Consider the following 15,956-nt stretch of genomic DNA (forward strand, 5'->3'; position numbering starts at 1 on the left):
AATCCGCTCTGTAATCGAGTTAGTTCTTTTTCGTGCTTTCATACCACTTGTTTGCTTCCACTGTAACTTGGTCCCCGCCGTTGGCCTTCCATTCCTTTACAAACTCGTCGAAGTAATCAACAGGCTTTTCACCATAAATAATTTTTAAATACGCTTCCGATTCCAATTTGGAGAGCAATGCGCCTTTTGCCTGCATAGTTTCAGTTAATGCCCCCTGGAATGCATTATATTTATCTGCTTTGGTTTGAGTTTGACGTACCATACCCGCCTCAAGTTGAGATTTCGTCAGGTTCTTGACTCTTTCCTCCGCAGCGTTAGCCGCAGGAGCACTCGGGTTATCCGTGAATTTCTTATAACCCGGATCCCCCAGATAAGGAACAGAACTGGTCATGCCGCCATTCAGAGGAAACATGGTCCATCCCATTCCCATCTCTTTACCGTTGGCCAGCGGCCATTTCTCTGGTGGTACTCCTTTTTCTTTAAAACCAGTCTTGATCACTTTGCCGTCATGGATAATATAATCATAGCCTTCGTAGTATCCGAGTTCGAATTTAGGATCCCAATACGGGTCATTTTTGCCGAAATATCTGGCATACATTTTGTTCATATAAGCGAACCATGCTTCAATATTCTTGAAATCTTTGCTGAAAACCGTAGATCCGCCGGTAAGCGAGACAACACGGCCGATTTTCCCATCAGGTCCAGCAGGTATCGGATAGGCTTTCCAAACAGCTTTAGGATTCGTCTTCGACGTGTCTTCCAACGGATATTGTCCCATCCAGTTCGGTCCGAAGATTACGCCAGCGGTGCCTTTTACTGCCGGTTCAATCGCTTTGCTCGCATCTTTAATGGCAGCTTCCGGATCCATATAGCCGTTCTTCTTCCATCTTGCGAGTGTTTCTAGGGCTGGTTTCATGGAAGAATCAACTGCACCGTAAACCAATTTCCCCTCTTTATTCGGATTCCAGAATTGGGATACAAACCGAAACTCCGGTGCCATATAATCGCTAAAGGCGCCAAATATAGGATCTGCACTAGCCATCCAGGTATACATGCCATCCTTGAGTGACACAGCAAGCCCGAATGTATCCTCTTTCCCGTTGCCATCCGGATCCTGCTTCGTAAACGCTTCAAGCACTTTTTCCAATTCCGCAATCGTTTTGGGAGCGGTCAGATTCAATTGTTTCATCCAATCCTCGCGCAGCCACATGACGGAACCTTCGTCAGCATCCTTGAATTGCGGAATACCATAGATTTTCCCTCCTTTGGTTACGGACTGGAACGCCTGTGGAAACGCAGTAAACAACTGTTTTAAATTCGGGGATGCATACATCTCAATGGCATCATTCAAAGGCATCAGTTTGCCTGCATCAATGAGATCATTGGTTGCCGACCCAACAAAAACGTCTGGAAGTCTATCGTTGCTCGCCAGAAGTAAGCGGATCTTCGTGTCGAAATCGGCTTGCTTCGCGACGACAAAATCGAATTTCACATCAATCCCCATAGCTTCTTTCATCCATTTGGTATTGACATTATTCTCAATGGTTTCACCGGGTTTAAACGAAAAATCGTTTGGTGCTGAGATCGCCGCAGTCGTAATTGTCACCGGTGGGTCAAATTTCTTCTTTGCGAGCACTTTTGGATCCATCGGCTTAACAGATGTAGATGCTTGTGGAGTAGCCGTGGCGTCAACCTTTTCTTCCGACGAACAGGCGACTAAGATTGTAGAAAGACTTATGATACACGCCAACATCGTAGGTACGGATTTTTTCTTTAAAACCATTTACCTTCCCCCTAGAAATAACGATTAGTTACTTCCTTTATTCTAATTCAAGATTTTATGGGTTGATATACAACGCTTTTAAGGTATGTACAAAAAAAATGATTTTTCGAGAAAAAAGATATGCAAAAAGTCTGCCTAGGCTTGAGAGCCCTGACAGACTTTATTTTCGTAGATTAATCTATACCATCAGTTTGTGCGACTGCTTGCCTGGCTGCAAAGTAACCGTTATTCCTTCCCACTCAAGCGTGCCTGCCAGTGAACCAGGCAGATCCACCATGGCGTACAATGCTGCGCCTTCACGCCGGAATTCGACGCAGATCACTCCCTGCGGATGGACCATTTCTGCTTCCATCTCTTGCAAATGCCCGAGCTGCGGTTGAAGCTTAATGGCTTCAAAGCCCATTGTTGCTGGGCGAATGCCCGCGATTGACGTATAGAAGTGCGTCAGCGGATGCGCCCCCCAAGCGTGACAGTCCGATCTGCTGTCAGCGCCGAAATGCTCAGGTGTTGTGTAGAAGCCTTGCTCTCGAAGCGAAAACCACGGTTCAAGACGGCTATGCAGTCTTTCGATCAACCCCAGCTTAGCATACGCCTCAAACAAGTAATGCGAATAATAGATCGATGTTGATGCCATCATGTTGTTGGTGGATGCTAAATTCGCTTGCAGACGATGCTGTACATTATCGCCGATACAATCACTGAGTACAGCCATACACTGTGCATGCTCCGAATAGCTGGTAAATGTTTCATCATCGGCGTATAGCCCGACCGCCTCATCCCAGAATGCCTTGTGCACCTTGGATGACAGTTCCCCCGCTTGCCGATGTGCGCGCTTTGCCAGCTCTTCCTCGCCCAAGAAAGCCTCTAATGCGGCAACCAGCTTTAGCGTGTAGACCATTTGCCAATTGTAGACCGCGCTCACCCGTCTGCCGCCATCTGGTGGATTGCCCCCTGACCAGCCCTCGATCCAGTCAATATAAGCCCAGCCCTTGGGTTGGGCGATTAATCCATCCGTTTGACATTCCCGCAGCAACAGTCCTATCACATTCCGAACACCGAGCATAAGTGAGTTAACGAATTCCGGGTCTCCCCGCCATAAAGCGTAATCATACACCATCGCGATCCACCAGAGGCAGAAGGATGGAATGATCTTATTCGATTCGTCAGGAAAAGCACAAGTTGGCAAGCCTGTATAATTCAGTCTCGATACGTCGAAGCAGACCAACGCTTTTCTTGCCAGTCGATCGTCTCCAGAAAGTGCGTACGTGAGTAGTAATTCAAGACGTGTATCACCTACATACATAAGCTGCTCCCAATAAGGACAATCCATATAAGTTTCATGCGCACACATTTGCAGCGTACGCACGGCAATCGGGATTAACGATTGGAGCTGCTCGTCGTTTGAGTGGAACTTAGACTCCGCCTCTAGCGGATATCGTGTTTCCCAGAGTGCCAGCTTTTCGATAGTAACAGATTCGTCCAAGGTCACAACATTGATCTCCATATAGGTTCCGGCATGCCACCACAACGTATCCCATAAGCGATGGGAACCACCATCCAACACAAACGTATCGCCGATCCCGCGAAAATATTTCCCCTCAATCTCTCGCCGATTCCCCTTGCGCCATCGGTTATCGGAATGCTGTTCGTAAAGCGATTCTTCCCAGCTAATTCGGAAGACGGCTCCCTTTCCTCCCGATGTGACTAGCTCAGGGTACAGACAATAGTAGTTGCCCAGGTCGATAATGATACGACGGCTCGAGTAAGGTGGAACGATTAACGGCTGGTCCTCCAGCAGTTCTTGCCACCTTGCAGCCTCCACCGCAAGGTGCAAGTCCATTTGCACCGGCAGCTGCGGGTTCGCGATTCCATCTTCTGCTGCAACATAACGCACGATGCCGACCTGATCTAAGCACTGCTCCTGCATCGCGGGCAAGCCTGCCAACTTCATAATGCGCGGATTGCCTGAAGTGTGCAGCACATAGCCATTATTGCCGCTTTCTCCTACGGTTACAGGCTGCCAGTTATTTCCCGCTCCCTGTTCATAGCCCCAAGGAAAGATTTGGCCGTCCAGCGTCACTTTGCCGCCGCTTCCAATCCCAATAGCTGCAGGGTTCGAAAAGCTATAACCCTCCAAAGGCATGGCTTCCCAATCCGCTACGCCCGTTCCAAGCTTGTTGATCCAAGCCTCATTCTCCGGCGCCAGCAGGAAGCCAGGACATACCGTCATCTGTGCCCATGGTCGCACGGGTCCCAGTGACCAAGTACGTGCCACCACGACATGCTCGCCGATATCGAATGACAAATCATAGGTTTCGTAATACCAATAATTCGCGGTTCCCCGTTCGCTGCCTCGCCCAACACGGGTGCCACCCAGATAAAGTTCATATCGCTCGTCTCCACTGACGTGAATACGCACGACTTCATTCCGTTCGGCCTTAAATCGACAGCGGTAAGCTGTTACAAACGGTGCCTCGCCAGCTTGCGATGAGCTGATCCAGTGACAAGGCCAACTATTGCTTGGTTCCCACGGAAGCTTGCTGCTTCTTTCTAGCTCCTCAAATTCCAAAAACGGAGGTTTATCAATTCGAATTCGCATAACTTATCCCCTCAGTTGCTTATTCTAAACACTTGACAAACTGCAAGGTATGGACGTCTAGTGCATACCCCTATGGATTTATATCGTTACGACAATATTCTTAACTATAGATAAAACTCAGGAGATTCACAATGGCTAATTAACCTTAGCCTATGATGACAAGAAAAAGAAAGAGGGCAAGCCCCTACAAGGTGGCCGTGATCGCTTGCGCCAACAAGCTTCTCCATCACGTTTATGCCATCCTCACTCGAGGCGAGCCCTATTACACATAATCGATAAATAATAAACTGACTTCCCGTGATTTAACTGGATTTTCTCCATCTATTTGAAACGGATAGAGCGAATTTGGATAATTAACTGTATTTCCTGTAGTTAAACCTCTACAATTGTATCGATTCTCCAAATTTCATAGAATTTACCTGTATATTTTCCATCTAATCACGAAAATACCTCAAATTCGAGCACATTAACTGTAGTTTTTACATCTAAATGTGATACGGCAGTGGGACGGCCCCTATTAAGCACATTTTCTACAGAATCGCGAAAACAACGTTAATTTAATAGGGTTTGTTTCATATGATTATTAAACCTTCTAAGCTGTTCAATCTCCCGCTGGTGCGTGACTTTGAAATCAGTTGCTTGTTTTGAACGGCTTTTTAAAGTGACTTCTACCCCTTCCAGCTGCAAATAATATTTGGCGCTAGTCGGGTAATGTCTGCCTTCGAACAGGTTCGAGGCACCCAAGTAGTCTTGCAGAACCTGAGCCTTCTCCTGGTCAGTTTCCCAGTTCTCCGTCAGCCAAACATATAAATCCGGCTGGAAATTGGCTAGAATCCCGCTATATCCATTCCCGCCCAGCCGTAACGTTTCCAGCACATGCGGGTTGTTCGCAATAAAGAGCTTAAGCGGTGTTCCTTCGACAGCTTTCAGCTTCTCGGTAATTTGCACAAGATTGTTGCTGCACTCCTTCATAAAAGTAAATCTACCGGTTCCGGCGCACCACGCCAGCAGTTCTGGCGAGAGCAGCCTATGATAAGGGACAGGGCACTCATACAATCCGAATGTCACTTCAGGCAATTCGCTGAGCAATCGCTCGGCATTTCGCTTCCACACCACTTCGTCTTCATCAGGTGCGGCAAGACGGTTCGTGACCAGCACGAAGGCATCGATGCCAGTTGCCCAGATCTGCTTGATCTCTTCGATCTGCTGACTAATCGCATCGGAGATATGACCGGAAGCGACGACCGGCACACGTCCGTCCGCCTTTTCTTTCACGAATGATGCAACTTGGACGCGTTCCTCCAAGGAAAGGTAACCCATTTCACTGGATAGGCACACTGCAAACAGCCCATGCACGCCTTTTTCGATATACCAGTTTACCAACTGTTCTAAAGCCTTGTAATCTACTTCGTTATCTTGCGTGAATGGGGTTAGCATTACTGGCCATACGCCGTTCGGAATCGTTGTACTCATGGACATTTCCACCTTTCAACCTCTTTGAATTTAGCCCTTCAGTCCTGTGGTCGAGATGCCTTCCACGAAGTACTTTTGCAGGGAGAAAAAGATAACCAGACTTGGCAGCAGGGCAAGCACCGACATGGCGAACAATGGTCCCCAGGCGGATTCACCTGACGAATCTAGGAACAACCGTAAGCCTAGCGGAACGGTATAAAGCTTAGGAGAGTTTAAGTACAGCAACTGCGTGAAGAAATCGTCCCACGTCCACACGAACGTGAACAGCGCAGTCGTAATTAGTGCTGGAACACTGAGCGGTATTATGATCCGTGCATAAATTTGCCATGGCCCGCAACCATCTATCCGGGCGGATTCATCCAGCTCCTTCGGCAGCCCGCGAATGAACTGTATCATCAAGAAGACGAAGAACGCCTCTGTCGCCAGCCACTTCGGAAACACCAGCGGGTAATACGTGTTGATCCAATCGAATTTACGAAAGAGCACGTATTGCGGAATAATTGTAACGTGGTGCGGCAACATAATGGTAAGCATCATGAGGGCGAACCAAACCTTTTTCAGCACGAAATTCATTCGTCCGAACGCATAAGCCGTCAGTGAACCCGAGAACAGATTACCGAGGACACATAAGAGGCAGACGATAAATGAGTTCAAGAAAAACGTGCCGAAATTTGTTTTGGCAATCCCAGCCCATCCCTTGATGTAATTCTGCAGTGTAAATACCTTCGGCCATAAGCCAGGATCAGAGAAAATGTATTGGCTCGGTTTAAATGAGCTAGCGATTAACCAGGCAATAGGGTACAGCATGAATACGCCTAACGAAAGGATAATCGCATGCATGATAATAGCACGCTTATTGAATGTAAACGGCATGGCTTAATTCCCCCCGTCCCCGTAATTCACCCAGTATTTTGACGAAAGGAAGATCAGCGCAGTAAAGATTGAAATGATCAGCAGCAGCACCCAGGCCATCGCAGAGGCATATCCCATCTGGAAATAGGTGAACCCTTTCATATACATATAGAGGGTGTAGAACAACGTAGAATCGATCGGCCCCCCGGAGCCTCCACTGATGATAAATGCCTGCGTGAATGCCTGGAAAGCGCCAATTAGCTGAATGACGACGTTAAACAATAGCACTGGTGTCAATAACGGGAGCGTAACGTTGTAAAATTGGCGTATTTTCCCCGCTCCATCAACTCTAGCTGCTTCGTAGAATTCTTGCGGAATTTGCTTCAGTCCCGCCAAGAAGATAATCATCGACGACCCGAATTGCCAGGCCGACAGGAGCGACACCGAGTACAGCGCATACTTCGGGTTCGCCACCCAATCAGGACCATGCAATCCCGTCAGCGTATGCAGGAGCTGATTGGCGACACCGTCACCGCTAAACATTTTCCTCCACAGCACCGCAATCGCCACACTGCCACCCAGCAAAGTTGGGATGTAATAGAGCGTTCGGTATATCCCAAGCCCCCTCAGCCCCATATTCAGCAGCATCGCAACTGTCAGTGCGAACGCTAACTTCATTGGCACAGAGGTAAATACATATAGAAACGTAACCTTCAATGAATTCAAATAATGGACATCGTTCGTAAACATATTGGTGTAGTTGTCGAATCCAACCCATTGTGCTGGTTTAAGTAGGTCATACTGGGTAAAAGATAAGTACAACGAACTAATCATCGGTCCGAGCGTCAGCAGGAACATGCCCAGCAACCACGGCAGTAGAAACAAGTAGGCGGCGGCATTTTCTTTCCAGAGCCTCCTCACCTTATGTCCCATTCCTCGATTCATCGCAGTAATTTGGCTCACAATGGCCCCTCCTTGTCACAAGTTGCATGGTAACCCTTATTTCCGGTTCACGGTTTTCTCTGCTGCGTCCATAACTTCTTGTGCTGCTTGTTCAATCGTCGCTTTCCCAAACATCACCTTCTGCGAAGCTGAAACCATTGCGTTCGCATATTCAGCCCCGTTCGGCAGATCCGGATCCTTCACGCCCGCCTTCGAAATATATGTTTCAAAATACGTATAAATCTTTTGTTCTGTCGGAGTAATCGTAGGCTTAATCATATCTCGCACCTTGGCAGAACCCGGAATACCACGCTCGCTGCCAAGCACTTTGGTCGCTTCTTCGTCGTTGATGAAGAAGTTGATGAACATTGCCGCTTCCTTCGGATGCTTGCTCGTCTTATTAATCGTCCAGAACTGGCTCGGGTGAACCCACAGACCGTTCTTGGCACCAGGACCACCTGACGGCAGTGCAGTGAGTTGCAATTCATCCTTCATAGCATTCTGATAGGCCGTTAACTGGTTCAGCCAACTCATCATGAAGACCGTTTTACCTTTCGGGAAAATCGATGTATCGATGGACAAATCCGTATAGGTTGCCGCTTCCTCCGGCGTTGGCAGAAGGCCCGCTTTACGCATGCGATCCCACATTGTGAACCAGCGAACTACGTCATCCTTGGTGAAGTCCAGTTTGCCATCCTTGTAAGTTGATTTGCCGCTTTGCCGTAGGAAATATTGGAAATACAGGTTGTATCTCGATTGATCCGCGAAAGCATAGTAGCCTGGTCCGAGCTTGCTGACGACTTCTTTGCCATAGGCTTCGTACTCCTCGAAGGACATCGTATCCTTCGGTGGCTGCATACCGGCTTTTTTAATCAAATCGTTGTTGTAGAACAATCCGATACCGTTCGTTCCGAGGCTAATGCCATAATATTTATCGTTCATTTTGCCGGGATCCGAGTAGACGGGATCGATGCTTTCCAAGTTAATTTCCTTGCTTTTGACATAAGGCGTCAGATCTAACACCGCATCTTTGACGACCAGATCGGTAATCGATCCGATATTGATCAAATCCGGCGCATTGCCGCCAGCGAGCTGTGTATTCAGCTTTTCACCAAATTGATCCGTTCCCGTATATTCTGGCGTAATCTTGATGTTGGGATACTTTTTCTCAAACAGCTCAATGACTTTCAGTGTTCGCTCATGACGACTGGTCGTACCCGACCACATCGCGCGCAGCTCAACCTTTTCTCCGCTGGTCTCTTTCACTTGTGTGCTCCCTTGCCCATCCGAACCAGCATTCGAACACGCAGTTACGGTAAGCATGATAGCAGCCAACGAACCCATGGCAACCTTCAAACCTTTCATAAGAACCCCTCCTTGTTTTGTATTGCTTGGCTGTACGTTTATTGTAAATGCTGAGGGAATAGCGCAACAACGCTAAGAAATTAGTTCGATGTTGAAGTTTTTAGTATCCTTTGGAATAGGCAAAAAAATCCCCATAAAGGGGATCACGAAGCATTATTTAAAAAGAAGGCGATATTCGCCAGGCGTTAAATCCACCTGTTTCTTAAATACTTGCCCGAAATAGCGGGCATCCTGAATACCGACAGCTTCCGCAATTTGGAATAGCTTGAGATCTGTCTGCTCCAGCAGCCCCTTGGATTTATCAATGCGATATCTTGTTAAGTAGTCGACGAACGTATTCCCCTTGTTCTCCTTAAACCACTTAGAGAAATTAGCCGGATGCATGCGAAATACGTCAGAAATTACATCCAGCGAGACGACCTCGTGATAATGTTCATGAATGTAATCGAGCACCTCCTGCAGCTTCGCCGACTCTTTGGCCTGCGCATTTCGGTGAAACAGATTCTCCATAAATTCGCAGATGCCTGTATACAGGCTCTCTTCAATTGCGTCTAGATGTTGCGCCGTATCGACTGCATTCAGGAAGATTTCCTTCTCCCGATCCCACGCCTCCGCAGGGAAGAACGGTACAATGGACAGCTCTTTCTCCAGCACCGAGATGAGCGAAACCATCAGCTGCTTGATATAGGGAACCGACAGCTCTTTGGTTCTGATTTCCTCCACGAGTCCAGATAGAAACTGTTTCGATTGCTTCTCCGTCGAGCCCTGAATCCGGGTATTCCAGTTCATAATTTTCTTCAAAATATCCGTAACCACTAGCATCTGATTCTCTTCGCGTGCGCTGTCCGAATAGTGAAACACGTGCTGATCGACACGGAGAAACTTCCCGCTTAATGCCACTCCCGCTTCCCTGTAAGCAGCAGGAATATCATCTCGGTGAGGTTTGGAGGTAGAGATACCGATCTCTGCCCCCAAATTATCGAAAGACTGCGATATGTGCTGCATCTCTTCCTCAGAAGCCAGCGTCACCCATTCACGCTTATTTAATTGGACAAATTTATGCTGAATTAGCCGCTCCACGGTTGCTCCATCTACTCTATCGCTTGGCAAATACGCAAGAACCAAACGGAAGGCATGCTCCGGATATCGCTCCAGATGCAACGACTCCATGGAAAATTGGCTGTCCTTCACTTGATTGCGCAATAGAAAATGATAGGTCATTGTATCTTGCATTCGCTTCTGTTCTTCTCTATCCCGTAAATGCTTGTAGGCTTTGCCCAGTACCTGTTCGAAATCTTCATCGCTTGCCGGCTTCAATAAGTAGTCGAATACACCGTTCTTAATGGCTTGCTGCGCATAGGTAAACTCGTTGTACCCGGTTAATAACAGAACCATCGTATCCGGGTAAAGCTCTCTGATTTTCCCGCTTAGCTCTACCCCGTCCATCCCAGGCATTTTAATATCGGTGACCACCAGCTCCACCTGGTTGGCGTTCAACCATTGCAGCGCTTCCCTTCCGTTATTGCAGGCATGAACCGCCTCGAAGCCATACGATTCCCATTCAAACTGAATCAATCCTTGCCGTACAATCGGCTCATCATCCACAATCAACACATGGTAGATCATTGGTTAGCCCCTCCCTTTAGCAGGTTTTTCTGCAGCCATACTTCCACAATCGTTCCTACCTGCTCAATGCTATCGATTTTCAAGCCCCATTCCTGTCCGTACAGCAGCTTAATCCTCTCGTCAACGTTCGACAAGCCCAAATGCCGCGACTGTTCATGGTCCTTGGCAAGAAGCAGCTCCTTCAGTCTGTCCGCTGGTATGCCGACACCGTTATCCTGAATGATGAAAAAGATGGTATCCTCGTATTGACCGCCCTTAATATGAATCTCCCCCGGCCCCTCCTTTGGCTCCAAGCCATGCACCACCGCATTCTCCACTAAGGGCTGCAAAATAAACCTCGGCAGCGAATACGCACGAATGGGATCAGGGACGTCAACATGGATGCGAATGCGATCCGAAAAGCGTGTCTCCTGAATTTGCGCATAATATTTGATATACATGAGCTCTTCTTCAACGGTAATAAACTTATCCGACTTGGACAGCGACAATTTGAATAGCATGGATAGGGCCGTGATCATTTTGCTAATCTCCGGAATTTTGTTCATCCGAGCAATCCAGTTGATAGAATCGAGCGTGTTATATAAAAAATGCGGATTAATCTGCGCCTGCAGGGCGCTCCATTGTGCTTCGTTCTTTAATCGCTGTTGCTCGTAGACGGTACTGATCAAATCGCGTACCCGCTGCACCATCCGGTTATAACTGATCGCCAGCATGCCGATTTCATCGTTCGTCTTGATCACCATGCGTGACGTGAAGTTGCTTTTCTCCACATCATACATCAGACTGATAAACTGCTTGATTGGCTTCGTGAAATACCTCGTCACCCATACCCCTAGGGAGAGCGTGATTAGCAAAATAACGATGACCGTCGTTAAAAAATAACCGCGGATTTGCGTAGTTCCCTTGAGAATGTCATCGCGTGGTGCGACCGAAACAAACCGCCAATCGGCCCTTTCGAGCCGGAATTGCGTGACGAACATGTTTTTTTCTTTAAAATGAATATACTGGCTTTTATTTTTCTCACCTGTCAGATCAAGCTTAGTGATCAGTTCCTTTACATCCTGATTCCTTCCAACAATCGGGTGCCTGGCTGAGTCCACTACGAATAGAAATCCGGTGCTATGCGGTTGAAATTTATTAATGACCGCTTCCAATCGATAGCTTGGAATAACGATTCGTATAATGCCTAAGCTCTTTCCGTTGCTGGCAATCGTGCGCGCGAACACCATGGCATTCCCGTCCTCCGATGCGAACCAGTAGGGCTGGCCGTTGCGCTTTTTCACCTCTTCGACCCAAGGTTGTGATTCATCGATTCGGTCCATATGGAACCCGCCCATATACGAAAAGCCGTTATATCCGAAAATATCGATCCGTTCAATATCTGTGCGTGAATAAATATATTGATTGAGCACCTGTCCAACGACACTCGCATCGACGACTTTATCATAAGTAGACGCGTAGGTTTTGCCGAGTACCTTCAACACCATGTCGTTCGTACAGGCGAAAATGCCGATCAACTCCAGCTCCGAGAAATACATGCTCATGTAGCCATCGCTTTGCCGAAGCGCTTGCAGCGTGATATCCTCCGCTTGATTCTCCAGCAATTGATTAAACTTTTGGTTCGCCAAGTAACCGGTTACAGAAATGGGGATGATGCTCGTCATGAGTATGATTAACAAGATTTTATTCCGGAAGCTGAAAAAAAAGTTATTAAACATGTTCTCTCCCCTTACAGGCTGTTTTTATTTATAAATTTAACACACCTGTTTGTCTTTGAATATTGCAGAATTGGTTTGCATATCCGCGCCCCCTACGTTACAATATTTATATCGACAAATTTGCATGTCTAAAAAGGAGGTTATCACGTCCTTGTCCCCCCGTACCAAAGAACAAAATGAACTCATCCGCATGCAGCGCAGTGAACAAATTCTAGACGCGGCAGCGCGCACCTACTTCCTAACTGGCGGCAGCTTTGATATTCGCGATGTCGCCCGCGAAGCCAAAATCGGTTACGGCACGGTTTACCATTATTACCCCAACCGGCATTTATTAATAGAAGATGTATTGAATAGCGGATTCGAGCGGTGCGAGCAAGCCTTGGCCCACTGGGCCAACACGCGCGGAAACAACACGAATGAAGGTCACCTGCTGACGTATTGCAAGGATCTGCTCCTTCTATGGCAGTCAGATGCGCGTGCCTATCTCGTCTACAAAATGGCAGCGGAGCACTACTCAAGCTTGCCTGAGAAAGATCGAAACCTCATCAAGAGACGATTCATGGAACGGCTGTACATTCCGCTCCAATCCATCGCCCAGCGCGAAGACGACAGCGTCGACCATATGCTTGCCGTACTCGTCGGCTGCTGCGGACTACACTACTATGCTGGCACTTCCGAGCTGGATGTCGATCGAATCGCCAAGCTCGCTATGCAAGCTATTACGAAGGAGTCCTGATACGAACATGGTTATTCTAAAAAGCAAACTTGAAATCGAGGCCATCCACAAAGCTTGCCAAGTCGTGGCCGAATGCCATCGTACGATCGCCCCGCTCATTCAACCGGGCATTACGACGAACGAGATTGAGCGCATCTTCGAGGAAATGATTCTCAAACACGGCGCCAAGCCCTACACGAAAGGCTACAAGGGCTATCCCTATGCGACCTGTGCCTCCGTCAATGACGTGATCGCACATGGCTTTCCAACAGATACGCCGCTTAAGGATGGCGATATCGTGACGATCGACACCGTCGCGGAGCTCGACGGCTGGCTCGGTGATTCCGCCTGGAGCTATGCGGTCGGGCAGATCTCCCCGAAAGCCGAGAAGCTGATGCGCGTCACGAAGGAGTGCCTGGACCTCGGCATCGCGCAGGCGCAGCCCGGCAATCGGCTCGGCGACGTGACGAGCGCCATCCAGCGACATGCCGAATCGAACGGATTCGGCGTCGTGCGTGACCTGCTCGCGCATGGCATTGGCCGGGACCTTCACGAAGATCCGAACTATATGCATGTTGGCAAGCCCGGCAAAGGCCTCCGAATTAAGGAAGGCATGGTGTTCACCATCGAGCCAATGCTTACGGAAGGCTCCTACTACATGACAATCGATCCGGACGGCTGGACCGCACGAACATTGGACGGCAAGCTCGCCGCCCAATACGAGCATACGATTGCCATCCTGGCTGGGGGTCCACAAATCCTGACTGCGCAATAATAGATTTATTTCACTGTTACGCTTGAAATTTGCTCCTTTAGTACCACCCCGTCGCAAAGCAAAAGAAGCCTGTAGCTGCAGGCTTCTTCTGTCTATACATCCAGGACGACCATTTGGTGGCAATCTATTCTTGGCACCTCGTAATACACGGTTCCATCTGGATCCGTTACGAAATCGAGCTCTGTCATCTGCGGGGCCAGATACACCTTTTTGACCGGCTTATCCAACCTCACTGACACTTTGGTCTCGAAAATCGGCACTATATCTTCAATTACTTCGATGCTCTTCCCGCGTTTAACAGGCACGGCATACAAGAGGTGATTAACAAAGCGCTGCTCTGTCGGCTGCTCCATAAGCGTAACGATTCCCTGTGACGGCAAGTTCGTCGAGAGTGTTTTTGCAGGTCCTAATAGCTTGTTCAGCGCATACAGAACGCTTTGTTTGAGTACGAGACTGCCCACCGTCGCATATTCCTCGAAGACATTCCACGCTATGTAAATGCCGCCGCTGCTTTCAACCATCCCTGGTCCGTCCGACTGGAGCGCACTTGGGGTATGCTGATGGGAACAGAACGTATACACGTCACGATTAAAATATGGATTCTCCCGATGCCCTAGCATCTTCCCTTCCCCACTTAATTCAACTTGCTGACCCTTGGAATAGAAGACGAAGGATGCTTCCTGCATACTTTCCAGCGCAAAATGCGGGTGAAAATAAGAAGGTTTATACGGATTCATCCCGGCATAGCGTACCCCAAGATCAATTGAAAATGCAGTTCCCTCTACGTTTAGCCCTGACTCCCCGGATGCAAGCAGCTTTCCACCCTGCGCCATATAAGCGTTCAGCTTGGTTTCAAGTTCCGAAGTTATCATAATACGATCCGGCAAAATAATAACGCGATACCGATGGAAATCGCTATCCATATCAATGACGTCGAACAGAATGTTACCTTCCAGCAGCATGCGAACTGCTCCGGCATCCCCATTGCCCGTTCGATCGGCTTCACCCTCTTCTGGCCGTGAGACTGCCGCCTCTATTGTAAATAATCCAACGTCAGCGATACTTTGCACATTGGCGCACCATGGCTCCTTGCTCTCCACTTCGGCATAAGCCGCGCCAATGATCGCATAAGTCGCAGGATCCATTCGGCCTTCCGGATGCAGTTGATCGCCTATGGAACAGCTTGCCCCATTCGCGATGCTGAGTGCGGTTTCGTAGCGCAGCGCATTCGGATGCTTGTAGCCGCCGAATTCTCCCCACGACGTGTGGAATTTGCCTGTCATGCCAAGAAAAGGCAACCCAAGCCCTTGCGCATACCGGGCGGAAAGTGGGAAATGATCATAACCCCAACCTCCGGTTGGCAAAGATTCCAGTTCCAGATGCGAGTTCATAGCCGCCAAATCACGGCGTCCACGGCGAATATGTCCGCCGTTGTGGAACACGGGCAGCCCCGGTTTCACAGCGTCAATCGTTTCTCGGACCCTGCGAGTGTAATTGCTGTATGTGCGTTCGCCTAGATCTAACACCGCCCTCACGTCACGGGGATCCCTTCCCTCGGACCGTAATTGGCTGACGCAGTTGTGACAGTAGCATTTGCGTACCCCAACAATATCGAGGAAAATACCATCCGCATCATAGCGCCGAACCACTTCATCGATTTGACGTAAAAGCACGTCCAGATAAGGTGAATTCATACAAAAAGAGTGATACCCCGGCTTCATGAAGCCATCCACCCATGTCGTATTGTCATTGATGTCCCGAATCAGCCATTCGGGATGTCGGCGCGCCAGCTTTTCATCTAGGCCTGCCGATAGATAGACTGGCGTTTTGACGGCAATATCATGCGCTGCATCAATCATCTCCCCAAGCAGATCGAATGTTAAGTGAGGATGGGTCTCGTTGGCCTCGGAAGGATGATAAGCCCAACCATGATGACATTTGGAAAAAACGGTGATTGAATCTACGTTACCCTTGCGAAGCATATCCTGAAACTGCCCTTTGTCGAAATCGCGCCCGATTCCTGGGATTGCTTCCGACGTATGAAAATCAAGGTGAACTTGACGAAAACGCATAGAACTGTCGCCTCCTGAATCTGTATTTGTACTAAC

At 48.5% G+C, this 15,956-nt stretch carries 11 protein-coding genes and 1 pseudogene; 3 read left to right on the forward strand and 9 right to left on the reverse strand.

The features are described from left to right. Positions 1-19 precede the first annotated feature (19 nt). Both AC58PV_RS13425 and AC58PV_RS13430 read right to left on the reverse strand, forming a co-directional pair. A complete protein-coding gene (locus AC58PV_RS13425; protein ID WP_497432739.1) occupies positions 20-1,783 on the reverse strand; it encodes a type 2 periplasmic-binding domain-containing protein in 1,764 nt (587 codons plus the stop codon). Positions 1,784-1,961: 178 nt separating this feature from the next. Next, entirely contained in the window at positions 1,962-4,382 is a 2,421-nt protein-coding gene (locus AC58PV_RS13430; protein ID WP_497432740.1) for an alpha-L-rhamnosidase-related protein, read from the reverse strand. Between the two features lie 148 nt (positions 4,383-4,530). Between AC58PV_RS13430 and AC58PV_RS13435 the strand changes: the two are divergent. Then, positions 4,531-4,654, forward strand: a pseudogene (locus AC58PV_RS13435) (IS110 family RNA-guided transposase); the annotation flags it as partial. Positions 4,655-4,934: 280 nt separating this feature from the next. Here AC58PV_RS13435 and AC58PV_RS13440 read toward each other — a convergent pair. From AC58PV_RS13440 to AC58PV_RS13465, 6 genes are all read right to left on the reverse strand, one after another. After that, positions 4,935-5,855 (reverse strand): dihydrodipicolinate synthase family protein, encoded by a 921-nt coding sequence (locus AC58PV_RS13440; RefSeq protein ID WP_497432741.1) that lies wholly within the window; start codon positions 5,853-5,855, stop codon positions 4,935-4,937. 30 nt (positions 5,856-5,885) lie between these two features. Then, the gene (locus AC58PV_RS13445; RefSeq protein ID WP_497432742.1) at positions 5,886-6,728 is read right to left on the reverse strand and encodes a carbohydrate ABC transporter permease; all 843 of its coding nucleotides are present in this window, start codon (positions 6,726-6,728) and stop codon (positions 5,886-5,888) included. A 3-nt stretch (positions 6,729-6,731) separates the two neighbouring features. Further along, on the reverse strand, positions 6,732-7,640 hold the full coding sequence (locus AC58PV_RS13450) for a carbohydrate ABC transporter permease (protein WP_497432807.1): 909 nt from the start codon (positions 7,638-7,640) through the stop codon (positions 6,732-6,734). 66 nt (positions 7,641-7,706) lie between these two features. Further along, entirely contained in the window at positions 7,707-9,014 is a 1,308-nt protein-coding gene (locus tag AC58PV_RS13455) for an ABC transporter substrate-binding protein (RefSeq protein ID WP_497432743.1), read from the reverse strand. A gap of 153 nt (positions 9,015-9,167) precedes the next feature. Further along, entirely contained in the window at positions 9,168-10,640 is a 1,473-nt protein-coding gene (locus AC58PV_RS13460; protein ID WP_497432744.1) for a response regulator, read from the reverse strand. Then, positions 10,637-12,358 (reverse strand): cache domain-containing sensor histidine kinase, encoded by a 1,722-nt coding sequence (locus tag AC58PV_RS13465; protein WP_497432745.1) that lies wholly within the window; start codon positions 12,356-12,358, stop codon positions 10,637-10,639. The genes AC58PV_RS13460 and AC58PV_RS13465 overlap by 4 nt, the downstream gene beginning before the upstream one ends. Positions 12,359-12,509: 151 nt before the next feature. Here AC58PV_RS13465 and AC58PV_RS13470 point away from each other — a divergent pair, with 151 nt between their 5' ends. Together AC58PV_RS13470 and map are read left to right on the forward strand one after the other, a co-directional pair. Continuing rightward, a complete protein-coding gene (locus AC58PV_RS13470) occupies positions 12,510-13,094 on the forward strand; it encodes a TetR/AcrR family transcriptional regulator (RefSeq protein ID WP_497432746.1) in 585 nt (194 codons plus the stop codon). 7 nt (positions 13,095-13,101) lie between these two features. Next, on the forward strand, positions 13,102-13,848 hold the full coding sequence (map, locus tag AC58PV_RS13475; protein WP_497432747.1) for a type I methionyl aminopeptidase: 747 nt from the start codon (positions 13,102-13,104) through the stop codon (positions 13,846-13,848). Between the two features lie 92 nt (positions 13,849-13,940). On the opposite strand, the gene AC58PV_RS13480 is transcribed toward map, so the two are convergent. Next, on the reverse strand, positions 13,941-15,920 hold the full coding sequence (locus AC58PV_RS13480; protein WP_497432748.1) for a beta-galactosidase trimerization domain-containing protein: 1,980 nt from the start codon (positions 15,918-15,920) through the stop codon (positions 13,941-13,943). Between the last annotated feature and the right edge of the window lie 36 nt (positions 15,921-15,956).

The sequence above is a fragment of the Paenibacillus sp. J22FR83 genome (assembly GCF_059691955.1).

What these genes read in the sequence shown, in the direction of transcription:
- AC58PV_RS13440 (WP_497432741.1), bottom strand. Translation starts at nt 5,855, where the DNA reads ATGAGTACAACGATTCCGAACGGCGTATGGCCAGTAATGCTAACCCCA.
- AC58PV_RS13460 (WP_497432744.1), bottom strand. Translation starts at nt 10,640, where the DNA reads ATGATCTACCATGTGTTGATTGTGGATGATGAGCCGATTGTACGGCAA.
- AC58PV_RS13465 (WP_497432745.1), bottom strand. Translation starts at nt 12,358, where the DNA reads ATGTTTAATAACTTTTTTTTCAGCTTCCGGAATAAAATCTTGTTAATC.
- AC58PV_RS13450 (WP_497432807.1), bottom strand. Translation starts at nt 7,640, where the DNA reads ATGGGACATAAGGTGAGGAGGCTCTGGAAAGAAAATGCCGCCGCCTAC.
- AC58PV_RS13445 (WP_497432742.1), bottom strand. Translation starts at nt 6,728, where the DNA reads ATGCCGTTTACATTCAATAAGCGTGCTATTATCATGCATGCGATTATC.
- AC58PV_RS13430 (WP_497432740.1), bottom strand. Translation starts at nt 4,382, where the DNA reads ATGCGAATTCGAATTGATAAACCTCCGTTTTTGGAATTTGAGGAGCTA.
- AC58PV_RS13480 (WP_497432748.1), bottom strand. Translation starts at nt 15,920, where the DNA reads ATGCGTTTTCGTCAAGTTCACCTTGATTTTCATACGTCGGAAGCAATC.
- AC58PV_RS13455 (WP_497432743.1), bottom strand. Translation starts at nt 9,014, where the DNA reads ATGAAAGGTTTGAAGGTTGCCATGGGTTCGTTGGCTGCTATCATGCTT.
- map (WP_497432747.1), top strand. Translation starts at nt 13,102, where the DNA reads ATGGTTATTCTAAAAAGCAAACTTGAAATCGAGGCCATCCACAAAGCT.
- AC58PV_RS13425 (WP_497432739.1), bottom strand. Translation starts at nt 1,783, where the DNA reads ATGGTTTTAAAGAAAAAATCCGTACCTACGATGTTGGCGTGTATCATA.